This window comes from Aquibium sp. A9E412 (assembly GCF_030398335.1).
Lineage (GTDB): Bacteria > Pseudomonadota > Alphaproteobacteria > Rhizobiales > Rhizobiaceae > A9E412.
On the sequence record NZ_JAOAOP010000003.1, the window covers coordinates 65844 to 90647 of the forward strand.

Genomic DNA, 24804 nt, shown 5'->3' on the forward strand with positions numbered 1-24804 from the left:
GCAGGACTCAACGGCAGGTGGGCATGGCACAACCAGAAGCATCGGCCGCCGGCACGGTGACGATACGGCATCTGCGCGCGTTTCTGCTGGTGGCCCGGCATCGCAGCTTCACCCGCGCGGCCCTCGCCCTGCACGTCTCGCAGCCGGCGCTGACGATGATCGTCCGCCAGCTCGAGGACATCGTCGGCGCGCGGCTGTTCGACCGCACCACCCGCACCGTGCAGCTCACGCCCGAGGCGCTCGACTTCCTGCCCACCGCCGAGCGCCTGCTGGCCGACTTCGACCTGGCCGTGATGGACATCCGCGCCACGGCGCGGCAGCGGCGCAACCGCATCGCCGTCGCCGCGGTGCATTCGGTCGCCACCAAGCTGCTGCCCGGCGTGCTCGCCCGGCTCGCCGCGCAGAACCCGACGCTGCACGTGCGCATCCGCGACGGCAACTCGTCCGACGTGCGCCGCCGCATCCAGCGCGACGAGGTCGACTTCGGCATCGGCAGCAAGGACGCCGACGAGCCCGAGCTCGAATTCGTGCCTTTCTTCCGCGACGAGCTCGGCCTGCTGGTGCCGCGCAACCACGAGTTCGCCGCGCGCGATGCGCCGGTGCGCTGGCGCGAGCTGGAGACCCAGGTGTTCATCGGCCTGAGCTCGGACACCGCCACCGCGCCGCTGCTCGGCAGCATTCCGGACCCGCCCGCCTCGGTGCGCGCGCCGCGCTACGAGGTGTCGACCAACTCGACGCTCTGGGCGCTGATGGAAAGCGGCATCGGCGTGACGACCACGCCGGCGCTGTCGGCGCCGCCGGCCGACGCGACGCTGCGCTTCTGCCGGCTGGTCGAGCCGACGGTGTGGCGCACGGTCTATTTCATCCGGCGGCGCGGCCGCGCCCCGACGCCGGCGACCGAGCAGCTCGTCGGCCTGCTCAAGCAGGCGCTGCTGCGGCACGAGGACGGCGACCTGATCGAGGTGCTCGACCCGGCCTGAGCCGCCCCCTCAGGCGCTGCCGGAAAGCCCGTCCAGAAAGGCCTGCGAGCCGGTGACGCGGGCGAAGATCGGCAGCATCCGCTCGGCCGCGAAGGCGTGCATCTCGGCGCTGCCGGCCGCGCAGCAATCCTCCAGCACCGTGACGGAAAGGCCGATGTCGTCGCCGTGCCGCGCCGTCGCCTCGACCACCTGGTTGGTCGCCACGCCGAACAGCACGATCTCCTCGACGTTGCGCCGGTTGAGCCAGTTGGCGAGCCCGGTCGTCAGGAACGGATTGACCGACTGCTTGGTGAACACCACCTCGCCCTCGGCCGGCGCCACCGGGTCGCAGAATTCGGTGCCCCAGGTGCCGATCTGCAGCGCGCCGGCGCGGCGCACGCCGTCGAAGCGCGGCGAGCGGCTGTGCAGGTCGTGATAGTCGGGCCGGAAGGCGACCCGCACATGGCCGATCGGCAGCCCGGCGGCGCGGCCGCCTTCGAGCACGCGGGCCGCGCGCGCCAGCACGCCGCGCTCGGCCGCCTGGGCGGCCGAGCCCGACGCCGACAGCTTGCCGTCGGGATGGGCGATGTCGTTCTGCAGGTCGAGGGCGAGGACGGCGAGGCGGCTGGTTGCGATCATGCGGGGCATCTCCGTTGCGGTGCGGGCCATGCCTGGCGATAGCACCGCGGCGCCGTCGCCGGAAGCCGCCGGGCCGGCCGCGCTTGCCAGCCGATTTTCCCGCTCTGTACCACTCGTGACACTTGCCATCGCCGGCCGCTGACTATACCGCCGGCTGCAGAGGACACGCGCAAGCGCGTCGCCTCAACCCGCCGGCCGCGGGCCGGCGGGTTGCAACAGCGAACCTGTTCGGGAGGACATTCGATGGATCGACGTTCCTTTTTCAAGAAAGCCGGTCTGGCCGGCGCCGGTGCCGCCGCGCTCGCCGCGCCGGCCATCGCGCAGGGCAACCAGACCTGGCGCATGGTCACCACCTGGCCGAAGAACTTCCCCGGCCTCGGCGTCGGCGCGCAGCGCCTGGCCGACCGCATCACCGCCGCCTCCGACGGCCGGCTGACCATCCAGGTCTACGCCGCCGGCGAGCTGGTGCCGCCGCTGCAGTCGCTCGACGCGGTGATCGAGGGCTCGGCCGAGATGAGCCACGGCGCCGCCTACTACTGGCAGAACAAGAGCCGCGGCCTGTCGTTCTTCACCGGCGTGCCCTACGGCATGACCTCGCGCGAGCTCACCGCCTGGGTGCGCTATCTCGGCGGCCAGGAGGTCTGGGACGAGATCTACGACCAGTTCGGCGTCCAGGGCTTCCTGTCGGGCGACACGGGCACGCAGGCCGGCGGCTGGTTCCGCGAGGAACTGACCGGCGTCTCCGACGTGCAGGGCCTGCGCTTCCGCACGCCCGGCCTCGGCGGCCAGGTGTGGGAGAAGCTCGGCGCCTCGGTGACCAACATGGCCGCCGGCGAGATCTTCCAGGCGCTGCAGTCGGGCACGCTCGACGCGGCCGAGTTCGTCGGCCCCTACAACGACCTGGCGCTCGGCTTCTACCAGATCGCCAAGAACTACTACTTCCCGAGCTTCGTCGAGCCGGGCCTGGCGACCGAGCTCGTCGTCGACAAGGCCAAGTACCAGGAGCTGCCCTCCGACCTGCAGGCGATCATCCGCGACGTCGCGCAGGCCGAGTACGACGCGGTGGCGGCCGACTTCGCCGCCAACGATCCGCGTGCGCTCGAGACGCTGGTCAACGAGCACGGCGTGCAGGTGCGCTCCTTCCCCGACGAGATTCTCGAGGCCGGCGCCGCCGCGGCCAAGGAGATCATCCAGGAGCTGCTCGATTCCGACGACGCGCTGACCAAGAAGACGGCGCAGAGCTTCGCGGACGCGCTCTCCGTGGTGCGGCGCAAGACCGAGAGCACCGACGCGCCCTTCATCCGCGCGCGCGAGAAGTACTTCCAGCTCTGAGGCGCGGCCTGACGCAAGACGGGCCCGGGAGCGATCCCGGGCCCCCGGCTTTCCGGAAAGCCCCGCCGATCGCCGGCGGGGCTTTCTGCATTCTGGGGGTCAAGGCGTTTCCAAGCGAAGTGGGACCCGGTTCGCCGCCCGGAAACGCGTCAAAACGACACGTTGGAGCCGATCTGCCATTCCCGTGAAAGGCAGGACGGCTCTATGAGCCGTAGAGCAGGTTGGGCAGCCAGGTCGCCAGCTCCGGCACCAGGAACATCAGCGCGATGGCGAAAAGCTGCAGCAGCACGAAGGGCAGCACGCCCTTGTAGATCATCGCCGTCGACACCGAATCGGGCGCCACGCCGCGCAGGTAGAACAGCGCGAAGCCGAAGGGCGGCGTCAGGAACGAGGTCTGCAGGTTCACGCCGACCAGGACGCCGAGCCACACCGGCGACACGCCGAGATCGAGCAGGATCGGCGCGGTGATCGGGATCACGATGAAGATGATCTCGAAGGTGTCGAGGATGAAGCCGAGCAGGAACATGATCGCCATGACGACGATCACGGCGCCGACGACGCCGCCCGGCAGCCCGGTGAGGAACTCGTGCACCAGATTGTCGCCGCCCATCAGCCGGAAGACGATGGAAAACACCGACGCGCCGAACAGGATGATGAACACCATCGAGGTGATGGTGGCGGTGGCGATGACGGATTCGCGCAACACGGCGAAGGACAGCCGCCAGCGCAGCGCGGCGAGAAGCATGGCGCCCACCGCGCCGACCGAGGCGGCCTCCGTCGGCGTCGCCACGCCGCCGAGGATCGAGCCCAGCACGGCGGCGATCAGTGCCAGCGGCGGCACCAGCGCCACGGCCACCTCGCCGGCCAGCGCGCGCTTCTCCTCCGGCGGCACCGGCGTCGCCGGGCAGGAGTCCGGCGCCACCACGGCGCGCACGATCATCCAGCCGAGATAGAGCCCGACGAGCAGCAGGCCGGGCAGCAGCGCGCCCGCGAACAGGTCGCCGACCGACACCGGCGTCGGCGCGAAATTGCCCTTGGCCATCTGCACCTGGGCGTTGATGCCCGACAGCATGTCGCCCATGAAGATCAGCACGGTGGAGGGCGGGATGATCTGGCCGAGCGTGCCCGAGGCGCAGATCACGCCGCTTGCCAGCCGCGGATCGTAGCCCGCCCGCAGCATCGCCGGCAGCGAGATCAGCCCCATCGTCACCACCGTGGCGCCGACGACGCCGGTCGAGGCGGCGAGCAGCGCGCCGACGATGATGACCGACATGCCGAGCCCGCCGCGCAGATTGCCGAACAGCTTGCCCATCGTCAGGAGCAGCTGCTCGGCGATCTTGGAACGCTCCAGCACCACGCCCATGAAGATGAACAGCGGCACCGCGACCAGCACCTCGTTGGTCATGAAGCCGATGTAGCGCGCCGCCAGCGAGCCGAAATTGGACGGGTCGAAGACGCCGAAGGTCATGCCGACGACGCCGAACAGCAGCGATGCGCCGGCCAGCGTGAAGGCGACCGGGAAGCCGAGCATCAGGAAGCCGATGATGGCGAAGAACATCAGCCCCGACAGGAGCTCGCCGAGCAGCACGGGATCCATCAGTGCGGGCTCCGCTGCTCGGCGTAGCGCAGCGATTCGGGCAGCAGCCGCTCGTTGCCGCTCAGCACCAGCACCGAGCGCAGCACCATCGCCACCCCCTGGATGGCGATGACGAAGGCGAACACCAGGATGAACGCCTTGAGGATGAAGTAGCCTTCGAGCCCGCCGGGATTGGGCGAGCCCTCGCCGATGCGCCAGGCGCGCGCGACGAAGTTCCAGCCGTAGTAGACGACGATGAAGGCGAAGGGCAGCAGGAACAGCACCACGCCGACGAGGTCGATCAGCGCTTTGCGCCGCACCGGCGCCGGGCGGTAGAAGATGTCGACGCGCACATGGTCGTTGCGCAGCAGCGCGAAGCCCGCCACGGCGGTGAACATGGCGCCGTTCAGCCAGACATAGAGGTCCTGCATCCAAAGCTGCGTGGTGGAAAAGACGTAGCGCTGCACCACCACGGTGAAGCAGACCACGACGATGGCCAGCGACAGCCAGGAAAACACATTGCCGATCAGCCGGTTGAACCCGGAGATGACGACCACGAGCCGGGCTAGCGCGCGCATTCCGCCTCGTTCGCCCCGCGCTCGCGCGGTCCCTGCGCCGGCGTTCTGCCAGTCATGGTGTGCGCTCTCCCCTCCCGCGGCCTGCCAGCTTGTTGGTCCTGCCCGAAGGCAAATCACCGGCGTGCGGCCTCGCCCGTCAGTAGCAGCTTTGATGCGCAGGCGGAACCCGCCGCGCAAGCGCGCGCGGCCCGCGACCGGTCGTCGCGGCCGCGCGCGCCGGCTGCGCCGGCGTCCGACATGACGTAGAAGGGCGGCGGGGCATGGTCACACACCGATCGACAGGAGACGCACGATGCCCGCACTCGACCGACGCGCCTTCATGACGGCGATGGGCCTGGCGGCAGCGACGCCGCTGCTGCGGCCTGCCCGCGCGGCCGCCAGCGCCGCCGGACCGCTGAGGCTCGCCGCCGGGCCGAGCGAGCACCGGCTGCACCCCGAGGCCGCCGCGCTGTCGCGGCTGTGGACCTACAACGGCGCCACGCCGGGGCCCGAGATCCGGCTGCGCCAGGGCGAGCGTCTGCGCGTGCGCCTCGACAACCGGCTCGAGGAGGCGACCTCGATCCACTGGCACGGCATCCGCATCGCCAACGCGATGGACGGCGTCGCCGGCCTGACGCAGGACCCGGTCGCGCCGGGCGGCGGCTTCGACTACGATTTCGTCGTGCCCGACGCCGGCACCTACTGGTACCACGCGCACAACAAGAGCTGGAACCAGGTGGCGCGCGGGCTCTACGGCCCGCTGATCGTCGAGGAGCCGGAGCCGGTCTACGACCGCGCTCACGACATCACGCTGATGATCGACGACTGGCGGCTCGGCCGCGACGGCGCGTTCGATGCCGCCAGCCTCGGCGCGATGATGGACTGGAGCCATGGCGGCCGGCTCGGCAACTGGCTGACGGTCAACGGCGAGAGCCGGCCCGTCTTCGCGCTCAAGGCCGGCGAGCCCTACCGGCTGCGGCTCGTCAACGCCGCCAATGCGCGGGTGCTGGAGCTCGATCCGCGCCGGTTCGACGCGCGCGTCATCGCCTATGACGGCCAGGCGCTGCCGCAACCGGCGCGCCTCGACTACGCGCCCTTCCTGCTCGGCCCGGCGCAGCGCGTCGACCTTGCCGTGGTGCCACGCCGCGATTTCGCGCTCGAGGAGCTGTCGGGCGGCGAGCCCTTCGCCTTCGCCCGTTTCGCCGTCTCCGGCCGGCCGGGCGGTGCCGCGCCGGCGCTGCCGGCCCTTCGCCCCGGCGCGCTGCCGGAGCCCGACCTCGCCGCCGCGCGTCCGGTCCGGCTCGTCATGCAGGGCGGCGCGATGGGCGGACCGGTCGACATCACCTATAAGGGCGAGAAGCTCGACGGGCGGGACATGCGCGACAGCGGCCAGGTGTGGGCCTTCAATGGCGTCGCCAACCTGGCCGAGGAGCCGCTGTTTTCCGCCCGGCGCGGCGAGACGATCCTGCTCGAGACGGTCAACAGCACCGGCTGGATCCACGCCATGCATCTGCACGGCCACCATTTCCGCGTCACCGCACGCAGCGGCGCGACGGCTGGCGACGGCCGTGCCTGGCGCGACACCTTCCTGGTCGGGCCGCAGCAGACAACGACGATCGCCTTCGTCGCCGACAATCCCGGCCGCTGGCTGCTGCACTGCCACATGCTGGAACACGCCGCGGCCGGCATGAACACCTGGTTCGAGGTCGCCTGAGGCGGGCCGCCCCGCCTGCGGCGTGGGACGATGCGGCCGCCCGGTCTCGCCGCTTTGTCGCGCTTGAAGACGGCGAAGCCGGTCCGGCTTCGCCGCCAGCCGCGCTACGGCTTTTCCGACGGGCCGGAGCGCTCGGACTCCTCGAGCGTCTCGCCGACCGAATCGGGGTTGCGCTTGGGATCGTCCTTCGGCGGCCGGTAGCCGCGCGGCCTGTTCTCCTGCGGCCCCTCCCAGCGCGGCCACTCGTCGGTGGTGCCGGGCTTGCCGTCGTTGCGCTTGCGCTCGTCGCTCATGGCCGGAGCCTCCTGTCGTTGTCGCCTGCGGGCGAAACGGCCGGCCGCGCCGCTTCGTTCCGCGGCACCCGGCCCGGCGATGGACAGCCGCGGCCGACCCCGCCATGATGCGCCCCGTCCGCCACAGGCACGCAAGGAAGTCCGATGGCCTCGACCGCCGAAGCCGCCCCCCTCGCCTCGCTGGGCGACCGCCTGGAGCCGCAGGCCGCGCGGCTGGTCGCCGAGCGCGCCCGCCTGCTGCGCCTGCCGGCCGGCAGCCATGCCTTCCGCAGCGGCGAGGCGTGCGGCGCCTATCTGTGGGTCACCGAGGGCGTGGTGCGCGTGCAGATCGTCAGCGCCGCCGGCCGCGAGCGCGTGCTTTACCGCGTCGAGCCCGGCGAGAGCTGCGTGCTGACCACCTCGTGCATCTTCGGCCACGAGCCCTATGCCGCAGAGGGCGTGTGCGAGACCGCGGTCGCCGCCCTCGCGCTTCCCGTCGCGGCGTTCCGCGAGCTGATGGGCCAGTCGGCCGCCTTCCGCGATCAGGTGCTCGGCGACTATGCCCGCCGCGTCGGCGACCTGCTCCTGATGCTCGAGGCCACCGTCTCGCGCAATCTCGCCGCCCGGCTCGCCGCGCTGCTCGTCGCGCGCGCCGGCGCCGGTCCGCTCGAGACCACGCACCAGGCCATCGCCCTCGAGCTCGGCACCGCGCGCGAGGTGGTCAGCCGGGCGCTCAAGGACTTCGAGCGGCGCGGCCTGGTCGCCCTGTCGCGCGGCCGCATCGCGCTCGCCGACCGCGCCGGTCTCGTCCGCCTGGCACGAATGTGACGCGGTCACAGACCGCCCCGGCCCGCCATGCTCCTGTGCCCGCGGCCCCGCAGGCGGGGCCGGCAAGTCACGGGGAGCTCTTGTGATGACCAGGAACATGGGCAGCACCGACCGCATCCTGCGCACCGTCGTCGGCGTGGCGCTGCTGCTTTTCGCCATCACCGGCGTGCCGGCCACCGGCTACAACTGGCTCGGCTGGATCGGCCTGGTGCCGCTCGCCACCGCGGCGATCGGCTGGTGCCCGCTCTACGCGCCGTTCGGCATCCGCACCTGCCGCACGTCCTGAGCCGGCGGGCGCTTGACGCACGTCAATGTCGGCCGCTCGCGCGGCTGATTGATGGACGCGTCGCAGCGCCGCGGCCTTCTTCAGAGGGTCGGCGAGAATGGTGCACTGGCGCAATGGCGCAACCGGTGCGCGAGCGTTATCGTGACGTTTTCCGGTCCCGTGCAGCGGGACCACGTTGGAGGGACAGCATGAGAAGACTACTGACCGCCGCCGGCATTGCCGCGCTGTCGGCCCTGCCGGCCCTGGCGGCCGATCCGGTCGTCATGACGCCGGCACCGATCGCCGACCCGGTGGAGATGACCGCGCGCGACTGGTCCGGCTTCTTCGCCGGTCTGCATGTCGGCTATGGCTGGGGCGATTCCGACATGACCAATTCGAGCCCGCCCGGGCCGCCGAGCCGCACCATCGGCTTCGACCCGTCGGGCATCCTCGGCGGCGCGCAGGCCGGCTATGACTGGCAGGCCGGCAATGTCGTGATCGGCGCGGTGGCCGACTTCACGATCGGCGACCTGTCCGACTCCTTCACCAACGTGCCGCCGCCCGGCCCGCCCTTCACGGCGACGACGGAGATCGAGTGGATGGCGACGCTGCGCGCGCGGGCCGGCGTTGTGCTCGCCGAGACCACGCTGCTCTACGGCCATGGCGGCCTGGCGCTCGCCAGCGTGCGCGGCACCTGGATCGGCAATGGCGGCGGCGGTCCGGGCACGCCGTGGAACGGCCGCGGCCGCGACACCAGCGTCGGCTGGGTGGTCGGCGCCGGCGTCGAGCACCGTTTCACCGACAATCTGAGCCTGTTCGCCGAGTACGCCTATGCGGACTTTGGCAGCTACCGCTTCGACGACCCGCCGCCCGGACCGGCCGTCACCTTCACGCAGGACACCAGCATCAGCACCGTCAAGATCGGCGTCAACTACCGCTTCTGACTCCGGCTGCGGCCCGACGACAGGCAACGAAAGGGCCGGACGGCAGCACCGTCCGGCCCTTTCGCCATCACCATTCCGCGATGCATCGGCGGAGGCCGTGCCGGCCGTCGCCGGGCCGGCGCGGCGCGCGCATCACGGTCCGCCGCGTCTGACCGCCTGAGCGCGGCTGCCACAACCGCGTCGCATTCTCGCCCGAGAAAGGCTGGGGGACGCCGCCCGCGTGGCGGCGGGGGCTCCGCGCGACGGTCCTGCGGGTCGCCGCTGGCCCGGCCCGTGCGCAGAAACCGATAACGGTCCGGCGCAAAACTTGCCATATAAGGGACGGGCGCGGCCGCACGGGCCGCGGCCGGCCGCAACCGGCGCCGCCATCGGGGCACGCCGGACAGGGAGCCTGCCGATGTCCTGGTGGAAGCAGCTGCTTCTCAGTCTCGTCGTCCTGGCGGTCGCCGCCGGGCTGTGGCTGCGCTACATGCCCGGCGCGCCGCAGATGCTGGCCGAGCTCGGCATCCCGGTGCCCGGCTTCCTCGCCGGCAGCCAGGAAACGGCGGAGGCGGGCGGCGGCGCGCCCGGCCGCGGCGGACCGCCGCGCTTCGGCGGCGGCGGCCTGGTGGTCACCGGTCCGATCGTCAACGCCACGATCAACGACCGCCTGTCGGCGATCGGCACCGGCCGGGCGCTCAACTCGGTCGTCGTCACGCCCTACGCCTCCGGCCGGCTGGTCGAGATCGCCGTGCAGTCAGGCAGCGAGGTGGACGCCGGCGCGGTGATCGCCCGGCTCGATTCGCAATCCGAGGAGATCGCCGTCGACCGCGCCGAGATCGCGCTCGAGGACGCCCGCGCCCGGCTCGAGCGGGTGACGGCGCTGCGCTCGTCGAACACCGTCACCGCGGTGCAGGAGAAGGATGCCGAGATCGCCGTGCGCAACGCCGAGCTCGCCCTGCGCGAGGCCGAGCTGGCGCTCGAGCGCCGCTCGATCGCCGCGCCGATCTCCGGCCTGGTCGGCATCATCCCCGTGTCGCGCGGCGACGACGTGACCGCGACCACCGAGATCGCCCGCATCGACGACCGCTCGGCGATCCTGGTCGACTTCTGGGTGCCGGAGCGCTTCGCCGGCGCGCTCGCCGTCGGCCAGCCGCTGACCGCCGCCTCGGTGGCCCGTCCCGGCGAGGTCTACGAGGGCTCGATCAGCGCGCTCGACAACCGCGTCGACGCGACGAGCCGCACGCTCAGGGTCGAGGCGCGCATCATCAATCCGTCCGACACGCTGCGCGCCGGCATGGCCTTCCAGATCGCCATGCGCTTTCCCGGCGACACCTTCCCCGCCGTCGATCCGCTGGCCATCCAGTGGGGCGCCGACGGCGCCTATGTGTGGACGGTCAAGGAGGGCGTGGCGCGCCGCACGCCGGTGCGCATCGTCCAGCGCAACGCCGACAGCGTGCTCGTCGACGGCGCCTTCCGCGACGGCGACACCGTCGTGGTCGAGGGCATCCACAACGTGCGCGACGGCGCCGAGGTGATGATCGCCGGCGACGGCGGCAAGGCGCCCGCGCCCGCCCCCGCGCGCGGTTCGTGACGGAGGGCCGGCGATGAGCGCGCAGCCCGCCGCCGATCAGCACGGCATCACGGCGCTGTTCGTGCGCCGGCCGGTGCTGGCGCTGGTCATGAACCTGCTGATCGCGGTGGCCGGCCTCGCCGCGCTCTACGGCGTGGAGGTGCGCGAATTGCCCGAGGTCGACCGGCCGGTCATCTCGGTGTCGACCGATTTTCCCGGCGCCGCCGGCGAGACGGTCGACCGCGAGGTGACCGCGATCGTCGAGGGTGCGGTCTCGCGCGTCGCCGGCGTCAAGTCGATCTCGTCGTCCTCCTCGTTCGGCCGCAGCCGGGTGACGGTCGAGTTCGGCGAGGACATCGACCTCGACACCGCCACCTCCGACATGCGCGACGCGATCGGCCGCGTGCAGCGCGACCTGCCCGACGATCTCGACACACCGCGCATCGTCAAGGCGGATTCCAACGCCCAGCCGGTGCTGCGGCTGGCGGTCACCTCGTCGACCATGTCGGTGCACGAGATGACGGTGATCGTCGAGGACGAGATCAGCGACGCGCTGGCCGCCGTGCCCGGCGTCGCCGACGTGCAGGTCTATGGCGACCGCGAGAAGATCTTCCGCATCGACATCGACCAGGCGCGGCTCGCCAGCCTCGGCCTCACCGTGGCCGACCTGCGCAACGCGCTCGCCTCGATCGCCTTCGACGCGCCGGCCGGCTCGCTGACCAGCGACAGCCAGGACCTGGTGGTGCGCGCCACCGCCACGGTGACGACGCCGGCCGCCTTCGAGGAGATCGTCGTCGACGGCCGCACGCGGCTCGGCGACGTGGCCACCGTGACGCTGGGCGGCGACCTCGGCGAGACCCAGTTGCGGTCGAACGGGCGCACCGGCATCGGCCTCGGCGTCGTGCGCCAGGCCCAGTCGAACACGCTCGACATCTCCGAGGGTGTGCGCGCCGCGGTCGAGGAGATCCGCGCCACGCTGCCGGCCGGCATGGACATCGAGGTGACCAGCGACGACGCCGTCTTCATCAACGGCGCCATCCACGAGGTCGAGATCGCGCTCGCCATCGCGGTCACCGTGGTGCTGCTCATCATCTTCCTGTTCCTGCGCGACTGGCGCGCCACCATCATTCCCGGCGTGGCGATCCCCGTGGCGCTGATCGGCACGGTGGCGGCGGTCTATCTCGCCGGCTTCTCGATCAACATCCTCACCCTGCTGGCGCTCGTGCTGGCCACCGGCCTGGTCGTCGACGACGCCATCGTGGTGCTGGAGAACATCGTGCGCCGGCGCAACGAGGGGCTCGGCCCGCGCGCGGCCGCCGTGCTCGGCACGCGCGAGGTCTTCTTCGCCGTCATCGCCACCACCGCCACGCTGATCGCCGTCTTCCTGCCGCTGTCCTTCCTGCCCGGCCAGACCGGCGGCCTGTTCCGCGAGTTCGGCTTCGTGCTGGCCATGTCGGTGTTCCTGTCGTCGATCGTGGCGCTGTCGCTGTGTCCGATGCTCGCCTCGCGCATGCTCAAGCACGCGCCCGAGAGCATGGCCGACGGGCCGCCGCGGCGCAGCCTGGGCGGCGCGCTCGCCGGCCTCTACCGCCGGCTGCTGGCCGCCTGCCTCAACGCGCCCGTGGTCGTGCTCCTGGTGGCGGCGCTGTTCTGCGCCGCCGCGGTGGCGCTGTTCGGCACCATCCGCTCCGAGCTGACGCCGTCGGAGGACCGCTCGATCGCCTTCATGAGCATCTCGGCGCCGGAGGGCGTCAGCCTCGACTACCTGGCGCGCAACATGCGCGAGATCGAAGCGCTGCTCGAGCCGCTGCGCGCGCGCGGCGAGATCACCAGCGTGTTCTCGATCGCCGGCAGCCGCGGCTCCAACAACAGCGGCTTCGTCGTGCTGCGGCTGGCGCCGTGGGACCAGCGCGCGCGCAGCCAGCAGGAGATCCTGGCCGAGGTGCAGGGCATGGTCGGCGACATTCCCGGCGTGCGCGCCTTCGCCTTCCAGCCCAACAGCCTGGGCATCCGCGGCGCCGGCAGCGGCCTGCAGTTCGCCGTCGCCGGCCAGGATTACGCCGCGCTGACGGAGGCCGCCCAGGCGATCGTCGCGGAGATGGAGGACGATCCCCGCTTCCGCCAGGCGCGGCTGTCCTCGCAGACCACCCAGCCGCAGCTTTCCGTCGCCATCGACCGCGCGCGCGCCTCCGATTTGGGCATCGACATCACCGGCCTGGCCACCACCATGCAGGCCATGCTCGACGGCCGCGAGATCGGCCAAGTGTTCATCAACGACCGCAGCTTCGCGGTGAAGCTGGTGTCGACCACCAATCCGGTGAACGACCCGACCGACCTGGAGAACATCTTCGTCAAGACCGGCGACGGCCGCTTCGTGCCGGTCTCCACCATCGCCTCGCTGACGGAGCAGGCGGTGCCGCCGTCGCTGTCGCGCGAGCAGCAGATGCGTGCCGTCGCCGTCACCTCGGCGCTGGCGCCCGACTTCGCGCTCGGCGAGGCGGTGGCGCGCGCCACCGAGATCGCCGAGCCGCACCTGCCGCCGGGCGCACGCATCATCCCGCTCGCCGAGGCCGCCACGCTCGACGAGACCGCATCGAGCATGCCGACCATCTTCGGCTTCGCGGTGGTCATCATCCTGCTGGTGCTCGCCGCCCAGTTCGAGAGCTTCGTCAGCGCCGTCATCATCATGGCAACGGTGCCGCTGGGGCTGGCCTGCGCCGTCTTCGCGCTGCTTCTGACCGGCACCAGCCTCAACGTCTACAGCCAGATCGGCCTGGTGCTGCTCGTCGGCATCATGGCCAAGAACGGCATCCTGATCGTCGAGTTCGCCAACCAGCTCCGCGACCGCGGGCTCGGCGTGCGCGAGGCGATCGAGCAGGCCGCCAACATCCGCCTGCGCCCGGTCGTCATGACGATGATCTGCACCATCGTCGGCGGCCTGCCGCTGGTCCTGGCGAGCGGCGCGGGCGCGGAGGCGCGGGTGGCGCTCGGCTGGGTGATCGTCGGCGGCCTGGGGCTTTCCACGGTGGCGACGCTGTTCCTCACGCCGGTCGCCTATCTGCTGCTCGGCCGCTTCGTCACGCCCAAGGCGCAGGAGGAGGCGCGCCTGGCGCGCGAGCTCGACGCGGCCGCCACGCACCCCGCACCCGGCGAATAGCGATGGCGCGGCGACACGCGCCAGCCGCAACGAAAAAGCGCCGCGCGGGCAAGGCCCGCGCGGCGCCGATGGTCTTGGCAGGGCCGCCTACTGGCGGGTGATCTCCTGCCACATGCCGTCCTTGATCTGGTTGATGACGATCAGGTCGGCGCCCTGGTGGTCGTCGGGCCCGTAGTTCACCGTGACGCCGGAGATCGGGTCCTCGAACTCGAGGCTCTCCATGCCCTCGCGGAAGCTCTCGGGCGTCAACTCGGGACCGGCCGCCTCGAGCGCCTTCACCAGCGTGTTGGCCGCCGAGTAGCCGAGCTGCGCGGCGGTGCCGGGGTCCTCGCCGAAGGTCTCCTTGAACTCCTCGGCCCAGGCCTTGAGCTCCGGCTCGTCCATGCGCGCCTCGAGGTCGGACCAGCCGGCCGCGGCGTAGAAGCCTTCGGTGACGCCGCCCGGCACCTTGGCGACGGCCGTGTTCATCGCCGCCGAGCCGCCGACGAAGGCGACGTCCTCCCAGCCGAGCTTCTTGGCCGTGCCGAGCACGACGATCGTCTGGCGCACGCCGATGCCGGTCGCCACGATGTCGCAGCCGGCCTCGCGCAGCTTGGTCACCGAGCCGACAAAGTCCTGCTCGTCGGGCTTGTGCGTCGTCTCGGCGGCGTAGTTGAGGCCGAGCTCCTCGGCCTCGTCCTTGGCGCCCTGCTGCACCTCGAGGCCGAAGTCGGAGGGGATGTACATGGCGCACACGTTCTGCGCGTCGCGCTCCTCGGCAAGGTACTCGACCGCCGCGCGAAGCTGGTCGTAGTAGGACGAGGTGCCGGTGTACTTGTAGCTGATGTCGCCCTCGATCATCTGCCGCGCCGCCGTCAGCGGCGAGACGTTGGCGATCTTCTTCGGCTCCATCATCTTGAACCCGGCGATGTTGTGCGGCGTGCCGAGGTTCAGGATCATCGCGAACACCTTGTCCGAGTTGATCAGCTTGTTGAAGTTCTGCACCGCCTTGGGCACCTGGTAGCCGTGGTCCTCGGCGATGAAGCGGATCTGGCGGCCGTGCACGCCGCCTTCGGCGTTGACCTTGTCGAACAGCATCTGCGCGGCCTTGACGGCCTGCACGTTGAACGCGGCGAAGATGCCCGACAGGTCGCCGTTGTGGCCGATCACCACCTCGTCGTCGGTGACGCCCTGCATCTCCTGGGCCTGGGCGCCCATGGCGACGCCGGCGGCCAGGCCGGCGGCGAGCACGGACCGTGCGATTGTCTTTCTCATGCGGGTTTCCTCCTTGTTTGTCCTGCGAGCGACGCTGCCTTGCCGGGTCAGCCGTACATCTCGTCGATCAGCTTCTTGTGCTTCTGCTCAACGAAGCTGCGTTTCAGCTTCATCGTGGCTGTCAGTTCCTCATCTTCGGCGGTCAACAGCACATCGATCAAGCGGAAATCCTTGATCTGCTCGACGCGGGCGAACTCGCGGTTGGTGTCCTCCACGATGCCGGCGATCAGCTCGCGCACCTTGGGCGCCGCGCACAGCGACTTGAAGTCGCTGAACGGCACGCGGTTGTCCTGCGCGAACTTCTCGACGTTCTCCTGGTCGATCATGATCAGGCAGGTGAGGAACTTGCGCTTGTCGCCGATCACCACCGCGTCGGAGACGTAGGGCGAGAACTTGAGCCGGTTCTCGATCTCGGCCGGGGTGATGTTCTTGCCGCCGGCCGTGATGATGATGTCCTTGGCCCGGCCGGTGATGAACAGGAAGCCCTCGTTGTCCATCCGGCCGACGTCGCCGGTCTTCAGCCAGCCCTCCGGCGTGATCGTCTCGGCCGTCTTGTCGGGCTTGTTCCAGTAGCCCTTGAAGACGTTGCGGCCGCGGTACTGGATCTCGCCGTCGGCGGCGACGCGCACCTCGCCGCCCGGCACCACCTTGCCGATGCTGCCCGTCTTGTAATCGTCGATCAGGTTGAGCGAGATGACGCCGGCGCTCTCCGTCATGCCGTAGCCCTCGAGCACGACGATGCCGGCCGCCCGGTACCACTTGAGCAGGTCCGGCGAGATCGGCGCCGCGCCGGTGGTGCCGCGGCGCAGCCGCTCGAAGCCGAGCAGGCGGCGCATCTTGCGCAGCACCAAGGCGTCCCACACCGCATAGGCGAGGCGCGTGCCGAGCGGCACCGGGTCGCCCTGCTCGAGCCGCTCGGCCCGCGCCATGCCGGTGGCGATCGCCTGGCGGTAGGCCCAGCGGCCGAGCGCCGTCGCCTCGTTGGCCATGATCGTCACGCGCGAATAGACCTTCTCCCAGACCCGTGGCACCGCGGTGAAGACGTGCGGCGAGACCTCGCGCACATTGTCGAACACCGTCTCCGGGCTTTCGGCGAAGTTGACCGTCGAGCCCATGCCGATCGGGATGAAGACCGAGATCAGCCGCTCCAGGATGTGGCACAGCGGCAGGAAGCAGACCTGCTCGTCATCGTCGGTGACCGGCAGGGTGAGCACGCCGCCGATGATCGACACGATGATGTTCTCGTGCGTGATCATCGCGCCCTTGGGCGGACCGGTGGTGCCGGAGGTGTAGACGAGGATCGCCGTGTCCTCCGGCTTCGACCGGGCGATCTCCTCGTCGAAGCGGTCGGGGTTGTCCTTCAGGAAGTCGCGGCCGATGCGGTAGAGATCGTCGAGGAAGATGACCCGGTCGTGCGAGAAGCCGTGCAGGCCCTCGCGGTCGTAGACGATGACCTTGGCGAGGCCCGGCATCTCCGCCTCGATCGACAGGAACTTGTCGAGCTGCTCGTCATTCTCGACGAACAGGAAGCGGCTGTCGGAATCGTTGACCAGATATTTGAGCTGGGCCGCAGAATCGGTCGTGTAGACGCCCGACGAGATGCCGCCGACGCTCTGCACGGCGAGGTCGGTATAGACCCACTCCTTGTTGTCCTCCGACAGGATGGACACCACCTCGCCGCGCTTCAGGCCGAGCGCGACGAGGCCGAGGCCGATCAGCCGCGCATGCTCGTAGAAGTCGTTCCAGCTATAGGCGAGCCAGATGCCGTAGTCCTTCTCGCGATGCGCCACCTTGTCGCCGAGCGTGCGGCACTTCTCGCGGAACAGCTTGGCGAGCGTATCGCAGCCGTCGAACAGGAACGGGCCCTCGCCCGTCAGGTTCTCGTTGAAGCTGTGGCCGTTCAGCGTTCTCTGCGGGGGTATCTTGCCGGCGACCGTCATCGTTTCCTCCCTCGGATCCTCGGCCTTCTGGGGCTAGCGCCAGGTCTTCTTCTGCTTCCAGCGCTTCTGGCCGCGCTGCGTCTCCTCCTGCACGCCCAGATAGAACTCCTGGATATCCTTCGATTGCATCAGCTTCTTGGCCTCGCCCGCCATCACGATGCGGCCGAGCTCCATCACGTAGCCGTAGTCCGACACCTCGAGCGCCACCTTGGCGTTCTGCTCGACCAGCATCATGGTCACGCCCTGCTCGCGGTTGAGCCGGCGGATGATCGAGAAGATCTCCTTGACCAGGATCGGCGACAGGCCGAGCGAGGGCTCGTCGAGCAGCATCAGCCGCGGCCGCGCCATCAGGCCACGGCCGATCGCCAGCATCTGCTGCTGACCGCCCGACAGCGTGCCGGCCGCCTGGCGCCGCCGCTCGGCCAGGATCGGGAAATAGGAGAACACCATCTCCTGGTCGCGCTTCACCTCGGCCGTGTCGGAGCGCACGAAGGCGCCCATGCGCAGGTTCTCCTCCACCGTCAGCAGCGGAAACACCTCGCGCCCCTCCGGCACGTGCACGATGCCCATCCGCACCACGCGGTCGGGCTCGAAGCCGGCGATGTTGCGGCCCTGGTAGAAGATCTCGCCCTTCTCCGGGTCCATCACGCCGGAGATCGTCTTGAGAAGCGTCGTCTTGCCGGCGCCGTTGGCGCCGAGCACGGTGGCGATCTGGCCCTGCCGCACCTCCAGGCTGACGCCGCGGATCGCCATGATCGGCCCGTAGTAGCTTTCCAGGTTCTTGACCGCGAGCACCGTCTCGGCGGCGGCGTCCTCGCGGCGTTCGGTCTCCATCAGCATCACGCCACCACCTTCTCGTCGTTCTCCGACGAGCCGATATAGGCCTCGATCACCGCCGGATGGTTCTGCACCTCCTGCGGCGTGCCGAGCGCCAGGGTCTTGCCGTCGGCGAGCGCCAGCACCCGGTCGGAGACCGAGGAGACCAGATGCATGTCGTGCTCGACCATCAGGACGGTGATGCCCATCTGGTTGCGGATGTCCTCGATCCAGAAGGCGACGTCCTGGGTCTCCTCCACCGACAGGCCCGAGGCCGGCTCGTCGAGCAGCAGCAGCTTCGGCTCGATCGCCAGCGCGCGGCCCATCTCGACCACCTTGCGCACGCCGTAGGGCAGCCCGGCGATGTATTTCTCGCGGTAGGCCTGCAGGTCGAGGAAGTCGATCACCTTCTCGACCGCGGCGCGGTGACGCCGCTCCTCCGCCTTGACGAAGGGCGTGAACAGCATCTCGTTGACCAGGTTGCCGCGCCGGTGACGGTGGCGGCCGACCAGCAGGTTCTGCAGCACCGTCGCCTGCTCGAACAGCTCGATGTTCTGGAACGTGCGGGCGATGCCGAGCCCGGCGATCTCGTGCGGCTGGCGCTTGAGGATGCTGTCGCCGGCGAAGCGGATGTCGCCCTCGGCCGGGTCGTAGAAGCGCGAGATCAGGTTGAACAGGGTCGATTTGCCGGCGCCGTTCGGCCCGACCAGCGCGAACACCTCGCCCGCCTCCACCGCGAAGGAGACCTGGTTGACCGCGACGACGCCGCCGAAGCGCAGCGTGACGGTGTCGATCTCGAGAAGGCTCATCGCATGCGCTCCGTCTTCAGGTAGCTCTTCTGGCGGCGGAACATGTCGCGCCGGTAGAAGGGGAAGAGCTGGAAGTAGGTGCGGATCTTGATCCAGCGGCCGTAGATGCCCATCGGCTCGAACAGGATGAACAGGATCAGGATGGCGCCGAACAGCGCCGTCTCCAGGCCGGGAATGGCCACCGAGCCGACGCCGAGCACCTCGCCGACCAGGTCGCGCGAGATGGCGATCGCCTGCGGCAGCAGCGCCACCACCATGGCGCCGAAGAAGGCGCCGTGGATCGAGCCGAGCCCGCCGATGACGATCATCAGCAGGAGCTGGATCGAGATGATGATGTTGAAGGTCTCGTTGTTGAAGATGCCGGCGAAATGGCCCATCAGCGCGCCGGCCAGCCCGGTGATCGCCGTCGAGATGCCGAAGGCGACCGCCTTGGTGCGCGCCACGTGGACGCCCATCGCCTGCGCGGAGACCTCCGAATCGCGCACCGCCGCGAAGGAGCGGCCGAGCGGCGAGCGCAGGATGTTGCGGTAGACGAGCACGATCAGGACGGCGACCGCGAAGACCAGCCAGTAGAAGCGCGCCGGCGTCGCGTAGCGGTCGAACTCGACGCCGAAGATCTCGATGGTCGGCGCGAACAGGCCGACCACGCCGTTGGTCAGCGGCTCGGCGATGACGATCAGGTCGTCCGTCAGGATCGACACGGCGAGCGTGGCGATCGCCAGATAGATGCCGTGCAGCCGGGTGGTCGGGATCGCCACCAGCACGCCGGCCAGGCCAGCGACCAGCCCGGCGAGCGGGAACGACAGGATGAACGGCAGGCCGAGCCGCTCCTGCAGCAGCACGTTGGCGTAGCAGCCGACGGCCAGGAACGCGGCGTGGCCGAGGCTCGCCTGGCCGGTCTGGCCGACCAGCACCATCAGGCCCATGCCGGCGATCGCCCAGATCAGCACGTTGGTGAACTCGCCGAGCCAGAAGGTGTCGAGCAGGAACGGCAGCGCGGCGGCGACGACGAACAGCAGGCCGTACCAGCCCGCCTGCGCGGAATGCCGGAACAGGTTGATGTCGGCGTCGTAGGAGGTCTTGAAGACGGTGCGCATGACGGGCTCCTAGACCTTCTTGCGGTGCACCTGGGCGACGATGCCGTGCGGCCGGAACACCAGGATGAGGAACAGGAGCAGATACGGCATGACCTGCGAGTAGCCGGCGGCGATGTAGTAGGAGGCGAAGGGCTCGATCAGCCCGACGATGATGCCGCCGACCAGCGCGCCGGGCAGGCTGCCGAAGCCGCCGATCACCGCCGCCGCGAAGGCCTTGATGCCGAGCAGGCCGATCGACGGGTCGATCGAGCCCTTGGAGGCGAACAGGATGCCGGCGACCGCCGCCACCGCGCCGGCCAGCGCCCACACCAGCGAGTTCACCCGCCTGACGGGGATGCCCATGTAGTAGGCGGCGAGCTGGTTCTGCGAGGCCGCCTGCATGGCGACGCCGAGCCGCGTGCGGTTGAAGTAGAAGTAGAGCGCGACGGTCAGCACCACGGTGGTGACGACGACGAACACCTCGTCGAGGCCGAGCACGAGGCCGCCGAAGCTGACGTCGCGGCCGGCGATCGGCGACTGCAGCGCCACCGGCTCGTGGCCCCAGATGACGCCGGCCAGGAAGCGCAGCACGAAGCCGAGCGCGATGGTCAGGATGACGACCGCGATCTGCGACTGGCCGAACATGCGGCGGATGATCGTCATGTCGATGGCGTAGCCGAAGGCGCCCATCACGACGACGGCGATCGGCACGGAGACCCAGAACGGCAGCCCCAGGAACTCGGCATTGGTCAGGCCGAGGCAGATGAAGGCGCCGAGCATCATGAAGTCGCCCTGGGCGAAGTTCACCGCCTCGGTCGCCTTGTAGATCAAGACGAAGCCGAGCGCGACCAGCCCGTAGACGCAGCCATTGGCGAGGCCGCTGACGAACAGCTGCAGCACGTCCAAGACGCATTCCTCCCTATTGTGGCGCGCTCTTTGCGGCGCGCTTCGTCACAACCTATATGGGCATTCGCCGCCGGGGCAAGCGCCCTACCGCCGCACCCCGCGCCCCCTCGCGCGGCCTGCGGCGCCTTCCCTTCAAGGCCTCGGGCGCCCTGCCCCGGCCTCACATGCGAGCGCGCCGTCCGGCGGCGCGCTCACGGCTTCACGAACACCTTGCCGTTCGGCCGGGCGAGCTCGTCGGGCAGCCGCCCCATCGCCTCGCCGAGCGGCACGGTCGCCGTCACGTCGGTGTGCCAGCGGCCGTCGGAAAACCGCGTCTGCGCCTCCATCACCGCGCGCGCCCGGCGCTCCTGCGGCACCGAGCGCATCCACTCGGTCAGCCAGAAGCCCTCGATACGCTTGTGCATGAAGATCATCTGGCCGGGTTCGGGGATCGTCGTCTGCGCCGCGTCGAGCCGGCCGTAGATGATCCAGCGCGCCCGCTTGGGCATCAGGTGGAAGACCTGCGAGGCGAGCGGCCCGGTCACCGCGTCGAGCAGCACGCGCGGCCGCTCCTCGCGGCAGAGCGCGGCGAAATCGTCGGCGAAGCCGTCGGCCGCAGCGTTGAGCACGTGCGCCGCACCCGCCTCGCGCAAAAGCTCGGCCTGGTCGTCGCGCCGCACCAGCGCGATCGGCCGGAAGCCCGCCTCGCGCGCCACGCCCATCATCAGCTTGCAGAGCTGGCTCGCCGCCGCCGTCAGCACGAACGCCTTCTCGCCCTCCTCGCGAACGATGTCGAACATGGCGAGCGCGGTCAGCGGATTGACGATCAGCGCCGCGCCGTCGACGTCGCCCACCGTGTCGACCAGCGGAATGCAGGCGGCCGCCTCGGCGACCGCGTACTCCGCCCAGGCGCCCCAGCCGCTGAGCCCGGTGGCGAAGGCGACACGCTTGCCGACCAGCCCCTGCGGCGCCTCGGCGCCGGCCGCGACCACCTCGCCGACGCCCTCGAAGCCGGGCGGCCGGCCCTTGACCCGCGGCTGGCCGTACAGCCCCTTGAGAAACATCACGTCGGCCGGGTTGACCGCGGCGAGCGCCACGCGGATCAGCACCTGGCTCGGCCCTGCCTCGGGCACCGGCAGCTCGGCCGGCTCGACATAGGGCTCCATCGCCTCGAGCGTGCTGCCGGAGGGCTCGCGCGCGAAGCCGCCATTGGTCAGCACCAGCGCATGCATCGTTCCGCCCGTCTCGCTCATCGCCGCGTCCTCACGGTTCGAGTATCAGCTTGCCGGCCGTGCCGCGCGCCAGCACGCGGGCGAGCACCGCCGGCGCGTCGGCCAGCCTGTAGGTGCCCTCGATCACCGGCTTCACCCTGCCGGCCGTGTACCAGCCGATCAGCTCCTTCATGTTGGCCCGGTAGGCCTCCGGCTCGCGCTGGGTGAAGGCGCCCCAGAACACGCCGACGAGGCTGTAGCCCTTGACCAGCACCAGGTTGGCGGCAAGCTTGGGGATCGTGCCGGAGGCGAAGCCGACGACCAGCAGCCGGCCCTTCCAGGCCATCGAGCGCGACAGCACGTCGAACGCCTCGCCGCCGACCGGATCGAAGGCCACGTCGACGCCGTTGCCGCCGGTCGCCTGCTTGAGCGCGTCCTTGAGCCCGTCATAGCCGAGCGTGACGTCGGCGCCGGCCTCGGCGGCAAGGCCGCGCTTCTCCTCGCTCGAGGCGACGGCGATGACGCGGGCGCCCATCGCCTTGCCGATCTGCACCGCGGCGATGCCGGTGGCGCCGGCCGCCCCCAGCACGCACAGCGTCTCGCCCGGCTGCAGCGCGGCGCGCTGGCGCAGCGCGTGGTGCGCCGTGCCGTAGCCGCACATGAGCGCGCAGGCATCGGCCGCCGGCATGCCGTCGGGCAGCGGCATCGCCGAGGCGGCCGGCACGGCCACCTTCTCGGCATAGCCGCCGATCGTCATCAGCGCCGCCACGCGGTCGCCGGGCGCGAAGCCGGTCACGCCGGCGCCGACCGCCGCCACCCGGCCGGCCACCTCCATGCCCGGCACGAAAGGCGTCTGCGGCCGCGCCTGGTAGAGCCCTTGCACGAGCAGGCCGTCGGGATAGTTGACGCCGATCGCCTCGGCCGCCACCACGATCTCGCCGTTGCCGGCCTGCGGCTCCGGCCAGTCGGCGTAGTCGAGCCGGTCGATCGGCGCGAAGTCCCTTGCGACGATGGCCTTCATCGCTGCCTCAAACCTTCTGCTGCGTGTGCTTCTTCAGTTCCGCGCGCGCCACCTGCCGGCGGTGCACCGCGTCCGGCCCGTCGGCCAGCCTGAGCGTGCGCAGATGCGTCCAGGCGCGCGCCAGCGGCGTGTCCTGGCTGATGCCCTGGCCGCCATGCATCTGGATCGCCTCGTCGGCCACCTTGAGCGCGACGCGCGGCGCCACCACTTTGATCTGGCTGATCCACGGCGCGGCGGCGCGCGGGTCGCCCTGGTCCATCATCCAGGCCGCCTTGAGGCACAGAAGCCGCGCCATCTCGATCTCCATGCGGCACTCGGCGATGATGTCGTAGTTGGCGCCGAGCTGGGCGAGCGGCTTGCCGAACGCCTCGCGCCGCATAGAGCGCTGGCACATCAGCTCGAGCGCCAGCTCGGCCTGGCCGATGGCGCGCATGCAGTGGTGGATGCGGCCCGGCCCGAGCCGGCCCTGGGCGATCTCGAAGCCGCGTCCCTCGCCGAGGATCAGGTTGCCGGCCGGCACGCGCACGCCCTCGAACTTGAGATGCAGGTGGCCGTGCGGCGCGTCGTCCTCGCCGTAGACGGTCATCGCGCGCAGCTTGGTGATGCCCGGCGTGTCGGCCGGCACCAGGATCATCGAGTGGCGCTGATGCTTGGGCGCCTCGTCGGCGGTGCGCACCATGACGATGTAGATCGCGCAGCGCGGATCGCCGGCGCCAGACGCCCACCATTTCTCGCCGTCGAGCACGTAGTCGTCGCCGTCGCGCACGCAGCGCATGGCGATGTTGGTGGCGTCGGAGGAGGCGACGTCCGGCTCGGTCATCAGATAGGCCGAGCGGATCTCGCCGGCGAGCAGCGGCTCGAGCCAGCGCGCCTTGTGCTCGTCGGTGCCGAAGCGCTCCAGCACCTCCATGTTGCCGGTGTCGGGCGCCGAGCAGTTGAAGGTCTCGGCGCCGAGATGCGCCTTGCCCATCTCCTCGGCGAGATAGGCGTATTCCACCGTGGTCAGCCCGTAGCCGCGTTCCGAACCGGTCAGCCAGAAGTTCCACAGGCCGCGCTCGCGCGCCTTGGCCTTGAGCGCGTCGAGGATCTCGCGCTGGCGCGCCGTCAGCGCCCAGCGGTCGCCGTCGCGGCCGACCTCGGCGAGAAACGGCTCGTCGAGCGGCATGATCTCCTCGCGCACCATGCGCGCCACCTTGTCGTGCAGCGGCTTGAGCCGCTCCGTCATGCCGAGATTCATGTCGCTCATGCGTCCGTCGTTCCTTCGCTGGCCAGCCCGCCGCGGGCGAAATCCACAACCTGCGCCGCCAGGGCCTCGATGTCGGCGTGCGTCTCGCCGCTGCGCGGCGAGTACCAGAAGATCGGCGAGTTCAGCGTCATGAACATGAGCTGCACGGCGATCGAGGTGTTGGCGAAGCGGAAGGCGCCCTCCGCGCGGCCTTCCAGCATCACCCCGCGGAAGATGTCGGCATAGCGGGTGCGCGATTCGATCAGCGCGTTGAAGACGCTGCGCTGCGCCGGCGTCGTCGCGCCGCGCAGATGCATCTCGACGCCGAGCCACACGGCGCGCTGGAACGGCTTGGTGAGGATCATCTGCATGACGTGGGTGAAGGCCATGCGCCGCCAGCGCGCCAGGGCCGAGCCCGGCAGGTCGCGCACCGGCGCCAGCGCCTCGTAGTTCATCGCCATGCCGGTTCGAAAGACGTCGGCGAACAGGTCGGCCTTGGAGGGGTAGTGGTGGTAGATGCGCCCCTTGGTGGCGCCGAGGCTGCGCGCCACCTCGTCGATCGACGCCGCGGCGTAGCCGCGCTCCATGAAGCAGGTCGCCGCCGCCTCCAGGATGTCGAATCTGGAACTGTCGAGAGCGTGCTCCCGGAGCCCGACCGCCATGCGTTCCTGACCTCCCGCACGCGGCATCCGTCGTGTCGTCGGCGCCGGTTCGCCCGGTGCCGCGGCCGCGTCACGCCGCCCTTGCGCGGCATGCAAGGATGAACATACTA

22 protein-coding genes are annotated in these 24804 nt (G+C 70.4%); 8 read left to right on the forward strand and 14 right to left on the reverse strand.

What is annotated here, in order from left to right; all coding sequences use genetic code 11:
* Positions 1–23: 23 nt before the first annotated feature.
* Positions 24–980, forward strand: a complete 957-nt coding sequence (locus N1F89_RS02505; RefSeq protein WP_290081176.1) for a LysR family transcriptional regulator — start codon at positions 24–26, stop codon at positions 978–980.
* 9 nt (positions 981–989) lie between these two features.
* Here the strand turns inward: N1F89_RS02505 and N1F89_RS02510 are convergent, their stop codons facing one another.
* A complete protein-coding gene (locus N1F89_RS02510; protein WP_290081179.1) occupies positions 990–1598 on the reverse strand; it encodes an isochorismatase family cysteine hydrolase in 609 nt (202 codons plus the stop codon).
* A 243-nt stretch (positions 1599–1841) separates the two neighbouring features.
* On the opposite strand from N1F89_RS02510, the gene N1F89_RS02515 reads away from it, so the two are divergent.
* Positions 1842–2930, forward strand: coding sequence for a TRAP transporter substrate-binding protein (locus tag N1F89_RS02515; protein WP_290081181.1), 1089 nt, complete (start codon positions 1842–1844; stop codon positions 2928–2930).
* Between the two features lie 202 nt (positions 2931–3132).
* On the opposite strand, the gene N1F89_RS02520 is transcribed toward N1F89_RS02515, so the two are convergent.
* Together N1F89_RS02520 and N1F89_RS02525 are read right to left on the reverse strand one after the other, a co-directional pair.
* Positions 3133–4527 (reverse strand): TRAP transporter large permease subunit, encoded by a 1395-nt coding sequence (locus N1F89_RS02520; RefSeq protein ID WP_290081184.1) that lies wholly within the window; start codon positions 4525–4527, stop codon positions 3133–3135.
* Positions 4527–5084, reverse strand: a complete 558-nt coding sequence (locus N1F89_RS02525) for a TRAP transporter small permease subunit (RefSeq protein ID WP_290081187.1) — start codon at positions 5082–5084, stop codon at positions 4527–4529. The genes N1F89_RS02520 and N1F89_RS02525 overlap by 1 nt, the downstream gene beginning before the upstream one ends.
* Before the next feature lie 292 nt (positions 5085–5376).
* Here N1F89_RS02525 and N1F89_RS02530 point away from each other — a divergent pair, with 292 nt between their 5' ends.
* Entirely contained in the window at positions 5377–6777 is a 1401-nt protein-coding gene (locus N1F89_RS02530; RefSeq protein ID WP_290081189.1) for a multicopper oxidase family protein, read from the forward strand.
* Positions 6778–6881: 104 nt separating this feature from the next.
* Here N1F89_RS02530 and N1F89_RS02535 read toward each other — a convergent pair whose 3' ends face one another.
* Complete coding sequence (locus N1F89_RS02535) at positions 6882–7070, reverse strand: hypothetical protein (RefSeq protein ID WP_290081190.1); 189 nt, start codon at positions 7068–7070, stop codon at positions 6882–6884.
* A gap of 144 nt (positions 7071–7214) precedes the next feature.
* Between N1F89_RS02535 and N1F89_RS02540 the strand changes: the two genes are divergently transcribed.
* From N1F89_RS02540 to N1F89_RS02560, 5 genes are all read left to right on the forward strand, one after another.
* Positions 7215–7877 (forward strand): Crp/Fnr family transcriptional regulator, encoded by a 663-nt coding sequence (locus tag N1F89_RS02540; protein WP_290081192.1) that lies wholly within the window; start codon positions 7215–7217, stop codon positions 7875–7877.
* An 85-nt stretch (positions 7878–7962) separates the two neighbouring features.
* Positions 7963–8163 (forward strand): DUF2892 domain-containing protein, encoded by a 201-nt coding sequence (locus tag N1F89_RS02545; protein WP_290081193.1) that lies wholly within the window; start codon positions 7963–7965, stop codon positions 8161–8163.
* Positions 8164–8351: 188 nt separating this feature from the next.
* Positions 8352–9086 carry an outer membrane protein gene (locus N1F89_RS02550; protein WP_290081194.1) on the forward strand — a complete coding sequence of 245 codons (735 nt, stop codon included), beginning with the start codon at positions 8352–8354 and terminating at the stop codon, positions 9084–9086.
* 397 nt (positions 9087–9483) lie between these two features.
* A complete protein-coding gene (locus tag N1F89_RS02555; RefSeq protein WP_290081197.1) occupies positions 9484–10659 on the forward strand; it encodes an efflux RND transporter periplasmic adaptor subunit in 1176 nt (391 codons plus the stop codon).
* A gap of 13 nt (positions 10660–10672) precedes the next feature.
* Positions 10673–13795 (forward strand): efflux RND transporter permease subunit, encoded by a 3123-nt coding sequence (locus N1F89_RS02560; RefSeq protein WP_290081198.1) that lies wholly within the window; start codon positions 10673–10675, stop codon positions 13793–13795.
* An 87-nt stretch (positions 13796–13882) separates the two neighbouring features.
* Here the strand turns inward: N1F89_RS02560 and N1F89_RS02565 are convergent, their stop codons facing one another.
* From N1F89_RS02565 to N1F89_RS02610, 10 genes are all read right to left on the reverse strand, one after another.
* A complete protein-coding gene (locus N1F89_RS02565) occupies positions 13883–15049 on the reverse strand; it encodes an ABC transporter substrate-binding protein (RefSeq protein WP_290081200.1) in 1167 nt (388 codons plus the stop codon).
* A 47-nt stretch (positions 15050–15096) separates the two neighbouring features.
* Positions 15097–16989: a long-chain fatty acid--CoA ligase gene (locus tag N1F89_RS02570; protein ID WP_290081202.1), complete on the reverse strand. Its 1893-nt coding sequence runs from the start codon at positions 16987–16989 to the stop codon at positions 15097–15099.
* A gap of 33 nt (positions 16990–17022) precedes the next feature.
* Positions 17023–17829: an ABC transporter ATP-binding protein gene (locus N1F89_RS02575; protein WP_290081203.1), complete on the reverse strand. Its 807-nt coding sequence runs from the start codon at positions 17827–17829 to the stop codon at positions 17023–17025.
* Entirely contained in the window at positions 17829–18614 is a 786-nt protein-coding gene (locus N1F89_RS02580) for an ABC transporter ATP-binding protein (RefSeq protein WP_290081205.1), read from the reverse strand. Before N1F89_RS02580 ends, N1F89_RS02575 begins: the two co-directional genes overlap by 1 nt.
* The gene (locus N1F89_RS02585) at positions 18611–19711 is read right to left on the reverse strand and encodes a branched-chain amino acid ABC transporter permease (protein WP_290081208.1); all 1101 of its coding nucleotides are present in this window, start codon (positions 19709–19711) and stop codon (positions 18611–18613) included. The genes N1F89_RS02580 and N1F89_RS02585 overlap by 4 nt, the downstream gene beginning before the upstream one ends.
* A gap of 9 nt (positions 19712–19720) precedes the next feature.
* Positions 19721–20590: a branched-chain amino acid ABC transporter permease gene (locus tag N1F89_RS02590; protein ID WP_290081369.1), complete on the reverse strand. Its 870-nt coding sequence runs from the start codon at positions 20588–20590 to the stop codon at positions 19721–19723.
* A 197-nt stretch (positions 20591–20787) separates the two neighbouring features.
* Positions 20788–21828: a zinc-binding dehydrogenase gene (locus tag N1F89_RS02595; protein WP_290081210.1), complete on the reverse strand. Its 1041-nt coding sequence runs from the start codon at positions 21826–21828 to the stop codon at positions 20788–20790.
* 10 nt (positions 21829–21838) lie between these two features.
* Positions 21839–22807: an NADPH:quinone oxidoreductase family protein gene (locus N1F89_RS02600; protein ID WP_290081211.1), complete on the reverse strand. Its 969-nt coding sequence runs from the start codon at positions 22805–22807 to the stop codon at positions 21839–21841.
* Positions 22808–22814: 7 nt separating this feature from the next.
* Complete coding sequence (locus N1F89_RS02605) at positions 22815–24053, reverse strand: acyl-CoA dehydrogenase family protein (protein WP_290081214.1); 1239 nt, start codon at positions 24051–24053, stop codon at positions 22815–22817.
* On the reverse strand, positions 24050–24694 hold the full coding sequence (locus N1F89_RS02610) for a TetR/AcrR family transcriptional regulator (RefSeq protein ID WP_290081216.1): 645 nt from the start codon (positions 24692–24694) through the stop codon (positions 24050–24052). Before N1F89_RS02610 ends, N1F89_RS02605 begins: the two co-directional genes overlap by 4 nt.
* Between the last annotated feature and the right edge of the window lie 110 nt (positions 24695–24804).

Bases quoted from the DNA above. Each gene is read 5' to 3' on its own strand.
- N1F89_RS02505 (WP_290081176.1), top strand. From the start codon at position 24: ATGGCACAACCAGAAGCATCGGCCGCCGGCACGGTGACGATACGGCAT.
- N1F89_RS02510 (WP_290081179.1), bottom strand. From the start codon at position 1,598: ATGATCGCAACCAGCCGCCTCGCCGTCCTCGCCCTCGACCTGCAGAAC.
- N1F89_RS02515 (WP_290081181.1), top strand. From the start codon at position 1,842: ATGGATCGACGTTCCTTTTTCAAGAAAGCCGGTCTGGCCGGCGCCGGT.
- N1F89_RS02520 (WP_290081184.1), bottom strand. From the start codon at position 4,527: ATGGATCCCGTGCTGCTCGGCGAGCTCCTGTCGGGGCTGATGTTCTTC.
- N1F89_RS02525 (WP_290081187.1), bottom strand. From the start codon at position 5,084: ATGCGCGCGCTAGCCCGGCTCGTGGTCGTCATCTCCGGGTTCAACCGG.
- N1F89_RS02530 (WP_290081189.1), top strand. From the start codon at position 5,377: ATGCCCGCACTCGACCGACGCGCCTTCATGACGGCGATGGGCCTGGCG.
- N1F89_RS02535 (WP_290081190.1), bottom strand. From the start codon at position 7,070: ATGAGCGACGAGCGCAAGCGCAACGACGGCAAGCCCGGCACCACCGAC.
- N1F89_RS02540 (WP_290081192.1), top strand. From the start codon at position 7,215: ATGGCCTCGACCGCCGAAGCCGCCCCCCTCGCCTCGCTGGGCGACCGC.
- N1F89_RS02545 (WP_290081193.1), top strand. From the start codon at position 7,963: ATGACCAGGAACATGGGCAGCACCGACCGCATCCTGCGCACCGTCGTC.
- N1F89_RS02550 (WP_290081194.1), top strand. From the start codon at position 8,352: ATGAGAAGACTACTGACCGCCGCCGGCATTGCCGCGCTGTCGGCCCTG.
- N1F89_RS02555 (WP_290081197.1), top strand. From the start codon at position 9,484: ATGTCCTGGTGGAAGCAGCTGCTTCTCAGTCTCGTCGTCCTGGCGGTC.
- N1F89_RS02560 (WP_290081198.1), top strand. From the start codon at position 10,673: ATGAGCGCGCAGCCCGCCGCCGATCAGCACGGCATCACGGCGCTGTTC.
- N1F89_RS02565 (WP_290081200.1), bottom strand. From the start codon at position 15,049: ATGAGAAAGACAATCGCACGGTCCGTGCTCGCCGCCGGCCTGGCCGCC.
- N1F89_RS02570 (WP_290081202.1), bottom strand. From the start codon at position 16,989: ATGACGGTCGCCGGCAAGATACCCCCGCAGAGAACGCTGAACGGCCAC.
- N1F89_RS02575 (WP_290081203.1), bottom strand. From the start codon at position 17,829: ATGCTGATGGAGACCGAACGCCGCGAGGACGCCGCCGCCGAGACGGTG.
- N1F89_RS02580 (WP_290081205.1), bottom strand. From the start codon at position 18,614: ATGAGCCTTCTCGAGATCGACACCGTCACGCTGCGCTTCGGCGGCGTC.
- N1F89_RS02585 (WP_290081208.1), bottom strand. From the start codon at position 19,711: ATGCGCACCGTCTTCAAGACCTCCTACGACGCCGACATCAACCTGTTC.
- N1F89_RS02595 (WP_290081210.1), bottom strand. From the start codon at position 21,828: ATGAGCGAGACGGGCGGAACGATGCATGCGCTGGTGCTGACCAATGGC.
- N1F89_RS02600 (WP_290081211.1), bottom strand. From the start codon at position 22,807: ATGAAGGCCATCGTCGCAAGGGACTTCGCGCCGATCGACCGGCTCGAC.
- N1F89_RS02605 (WP_290081214.1), bottom strand. From the start codon at position 24,053: ATGAGCGACATGAATCTCGGCATGACGGAGCGGCTCAAGCCGCTGCAC.
- N1F89_RS02610 (WP_290081216.1), bottom strand. From the start codon at position 24,694: ATGGCGGTCGGGCTCCGGGAGCACGCTCTCGACAGTTCCAGATTCGAC.